Origin of the sequence: Borreliella yangtzensis, from assembly GCF_014201775.1 — a bacterium.
GTDB lineage: Bacteria > Spirochaetota > Spirochaetia > Borreliales > Borreliaceae > Borreliella > Borreliella yangtzensis.
In genome coordinates, this window is record NZ_JACHFG010000024.1 from 1 (window position 1) to 4,290 (window position 4,290).

A 4,290-nucleotide genomic window follows, 5' to 3' on the forward strand; every position below is an offset into this window, starting at 1 on the left:
TTTATCAACACTAAAAGACGAACACTCAATAACTTCAATAAAACACAATATCAAACTACTTTTAGAATATATAGAAAGAACAAAACCTATAGCAACAAAAGTCTATAATAAATATTCCCAATTAAAAATGTAAATTACAAAAAGGTTTTTCTTGCAAGAAAACTTCTTTATAATCTTAAAAATCGTTTATTGCTGCTATATTTAAATGAATTTCATATTTTAGAATAAATCTTCATAAAGATATAAACTTGCTAATATTCTATTTATTAAGGAGTGCAATATGCAAAAAATTAATTTATTAATGTTATTTATGTTTATTATCAGTGTTAGTAATTTAATTTCTTATGAAATTAAAAAAGATGAAATTATAAAAGTTAAAACTTTAATCGCTTTAGATGAAGGTGGCGATAACCATAAGCTTAACATCAACTTTCCTGTAAAAAAAGAAGATAAAAACAAAACTCTATTTGAAATTATAGGAATAGGTTTAGAATATTTTATTAACCAAATAGGAGCCGAAAATATTGTTGAAGTTAAGTCACTAAATCATTTAATGGGTTTCGGATTAATCGTAGTATACAAAGAAAAGAAAAAATAATTTATAGTTTTTATTATACTAGGGGGGAGTTTTTACCCCCCTACGATGCAATTGTACTATTTTAGTGTATAATAGACCATAGAGGAACAATATTATGAGAACTGTGCTAAAAAACACTGCAAGTATAACTGAAGAACAAATATATAATGAGTTTATAAGATTGGGAATGGAACAACTAATAGCACAAGATTTATCTAAAAGATATTATCACAATAACCTTACATATAGAGATTTAGAAAATTTAGAGAAACAATTTGGGATAAAGTTTGAAAATCTTGAATTTAAGATTGATACTGTAAAAAGTGAACTCAATACAAAGATTGATACTGTAGAAAAGAATTTAAATACTAAGATAGATAATTTGGCACAAGATCTTAAAAAAGATATGCAAACTAATAATCAATTATTATTAGAAAAAATGGAAATTAACAATCAATTATTATCAGAAAAACTCAAGGTGAGTAATAGAATAATAACTATTGCAGCAATAGTAGTAGTCCCTATAGCTATATCTATCATAACAACAGTTGTTATATCGCTAATTACTAGGTTTTTCAAATAGAAATTACAAAAATCTTAGACACATAATTTATCATTTTTAAATGCTCCCCTTAAAACAGAAATTATTAAACACTCTTTTTTAACCCTTATAAATTAGTAATATTAAAAAAATAGGATCTATATTTATAAGAAGAAATTTTATTATTACCTAATGTATTGTACTGAAGATAAGAAAAGGGGAAAAAATGAAAATTATTAATACATTATTGTGTTTGTTTTTGATTATACTAAACAGCTGTAATTCCAATGATCACGACACTCTCAAGAACAAGAATAAACTTACTAAGTTACAGCAAGCTAAAAATGAGGAAAAACATGATTCAGGCCAAATAGAACGACAACAAGTAATACCTAAATCTTCTGAAGAATTACCTAAAGAAATACCTAAATCTCCTGAAGAATTACTTAAAGAAAAACTATCTGAAGATCAGAAAATACATCTTGACTGGTTAAAAACCGCTTTAACTGATCCTGGAGAATTTGATACATTTTTACAATATGATGTATCCAAAATAAAAACGGCACTTGACCATATAAAAACTGAACTTGATAAATGTAAGGGGAAAAAAACTGCTGCTCAACGAGAAAGCGTTTTTAAAGAGATGGTTAAAGGGGCACTTAGCGATGGAGATATAGATAAATTTCCAGAACAAGCAATTAGTTTATGCGATATTCTTCCGTAATATAACAGCCCCCTTATTTGGGGGCTTTACTAAACACATTGCTATGCTGCAAATATATAATCAAATTGTTTATCTTCTTTTAACGCTCCAAAGAATATTAACGGACTAGCGCCATAAATAGGCTGCTTAAATGACATAAACCTTTCAAAATCTTTTAAATCCTTTAATCTATTATTTTTTTTGAAATATTCTTTTATAAGCTCCGCCCAATACTTTATGCTCTTGAACTCAACATTCTGTTCAAAATGTTTTATTAAAGCCGCTTCAATTTTCTTGATACCATCAATATTATTGGGGTCTATATTTTGAATAAAACTTATTTTTTGAATAATTGAGTTTATATTATCTTTTGTTGTAGGGCTATTTACCCAATCTTTTATATTAGATAAAGCGTCTTTAAAAATACTGTAGTAATAAAATCTATCTTTTTTTTGTTCTTGCTTAATATCTCTTTTTTGGTTTTGAATAGTGTTATTTTTTTGCTTTTGTTCTTGATTAATCTCTTTTTTTTGTTCTTGCTTTTGATTAAAACTAATTTGCTTATTAGGCGTATGATTTTCATTTTCATAACTATTATTGTAAATAGGCGCTGCATCAGTATCCACTTCACTTCTTATGTTAAGACATGCAACTAAAGCATACCTTTTAAAATAAGTAATAGCTGAACCAACTTGTTGTGGTATTGAATTCATATTTTTAGACGCATCTATATGAATTCGCGTATCAAAAGACTCCCGATAGCCAGTACTTTTACTGTAAAATGTGGTCCTAATAACTTCTATAACTTGACCCTCTGCAACTGTAAAAGTTGGAAATTGCCTAAACATAAGATCTAAATTGTGCTTTTTAATAACATTTTTAATTTCTTCTACTATATCATTGAAATCTTGATACTTATACTTATGTCCCGGAAGACTTTTGTCAATACCTGGTAAATTCATAATTAGGGTATCCATATCGTTTAAGAATTTAATTTCTGCTTGCATATTATTTTGGATATTTTGATTTTTTTCTATGTGTGACATAATCGTCAACCTCCTATTTTATAGATATAAATAATTATATAGCAAAAACTATTTTTGCCAACTTTTTAACAAAAATTTTTGCAAAAAAATAGTGGGACTTAACCAAACTCTCTTTACAAAGAATCTCGCTAAGACCCCACTAGACTATTTATCTTATTATTTTTTGCAAATTATCTATAAATAGGTAGGTGCCAATGTCAATCATTAAACAACTACGCTATTTGTAGTGTAACTCAACTTAAAATTAAAATCAATTTATTTTTATTAAATTATGAAAGTATATTTAATTAATGAAATTAATAATTTAATTTAATATTTTTTAGAAAAGTATTTACTTTTAAATCAAAATTATGCATTATATTATTTATAATTATTTATATCTATAAAATAGGAGGATGACGATTATGTCATTATCAACCAATAAAAACAGTCCAAATTGTAAAAACAAACAACCACATAAATTAATTGTTCTTATCTCAACACTAGAATACGTAAACAAAACTCATAAGAAATATACACAACAAAACATACTATATTACTATAATAAAAATCTAAAACGCAATGGTCAAAAACCCGTTAAACTAAAAACACTGCAAAAATATCTTTACAAATTAGAAAAAGAAATAAAAGTCACAACTAATTACTATAAACACTTGGGAGTAAATTGTGGGACTGAAATTTACTATAAACTTAATTATTCAAAAAAAGAGTGTTATCAAAAGATTAACCAATTCTTTAAAGAAAAAAAAGAAACAAGATTTCAGAAAAGGGTTAATAACCACTTTAAAGACAAATTTCCTTTAGAGGGGAGTGTAAATTTGGAGGTATGTTTAAGTAATACAAATAATAATATAAAAGAAGAAAAAAAAGAGGAAGATAATCCAATAAAAAAATTCCAAATAATAAAATACTTCAATAAATGTAACTTTTTATCTAAAAAATCTCTCTTTCTCTTATTGAATTTAAATATTGATAAAGATACTTTGATTAAAGTACTTAAAGCCATAAAAAGATATGAAATTGAATTAACAAAAAATAAGAAAATTTTTTCAAATAAATCCTGTTTTAAGGAAAAGCAAAACAACCTGAAAGAAATTCTAGAAAATACCAAAAAACAATTAGAAAAAAACGGATACAATGCTAAACAATTGGAAACAGAATTTAAAAAAATATATGAAAACTATAAAAATAAGCCGCATTTTATCATTGAATATCAAAAATACAATGATTTAAGCAAAATAAAGCGTAAATTAGAAAAATCGATTGAATTGAAAAAAGAAAATCCACAAAAAAATTACGAACATATAAGGACAAACATTTTCAATATTCTTATTGATCGACTAAAAAACAAAGCAGAAATTGAAGTGTTAAAACCAATTATAAAAAACTATTTGAATAGCAAAAAGAAATTAGAATATAATAA

At 25.3% G+C, this 4,290-nt stretch carries 6 protein-coding genes; 5 read left to right on the top strand and 1 reads right to left on the bottom strand.

Annotation, left to right across the window (positions count from 1 at the left end):
* The 4 genes from HNP68_RS06050 to HNP68_RS06065 all read left to right on the top strand — a co-directional run.
* A partial coding sequence (locus HNP68_RS06050) for a BBA14 family lipoprotein (RefSeq protein ID WP_420703297.1) occupies window positions 1-133 on the top strand: 133 nt, incomplete at its 5' end.
* A 147-nt stretch (window positions 134-280) separates the two neighbouring features.
* Window positions 281-598, top strand: coding sequence for a hypothetical protein (locus tag HNP68_RS06055; protein ID WP_183221458.1), 318 nt, complete (start codon window positions 281-283; stop codon window positions 596-598).
* A 94-nt stretch (window positions 599-692) separates the two neighbouring features.
* A complete protein-coding gene (gene bdr / locus HNP68_RS06060; RefSeq protein ID WP_183221460.1) occupies window positions 693-1,160 on the top strand; it encodes a Bdr family repetitive protein in 468 nt (155 codons plus the stop codon).
* Window positions 1,161-1,344: 184 nt separating this feature from the next.
* Window positions 1,345-1,842: an Mlp family lipoprotein gene (locus HNP68_RS06065; RefSeq protein WP_183221461.1), complete on the top strand. Its 498-nt coding sequence runs from the start codon at window positions 1,345-1,347 to the stop codon at window positions 1,840-1,842.
* 41 nt (window positions 1,843-1,883) lie between these two features.
* On the opposite strand, the gene HNP68_RS06070 is transcribed toward HNP68_RS06065, so the two are convergent.
* The gene (locus HNP68_RS06070; RefSeq protein ID WP_183221463.1) at window positions 1,884-2,867 is read right to left on the bottom strand and encodes an ERF family protein; all 984 of its coding nucleotides are present in this window, start codon (window positions 2,865-2,867) and stop codon (window positions 1,884-1,886) included.
* Window positions 2,868-3,271: 404 nt separating this feature from the next.
* Here HNP68_RS06070 and HNP68_RS06075 point away from each other — a divergent pair.
* Window positions 3,272-4,290 (top strand): plasmid maintenance protein (locus tag HNP68_RS06075; protein WP_183221465.1); only part of this gene is annotated, 1,019 nt, incomplete at its 3' end.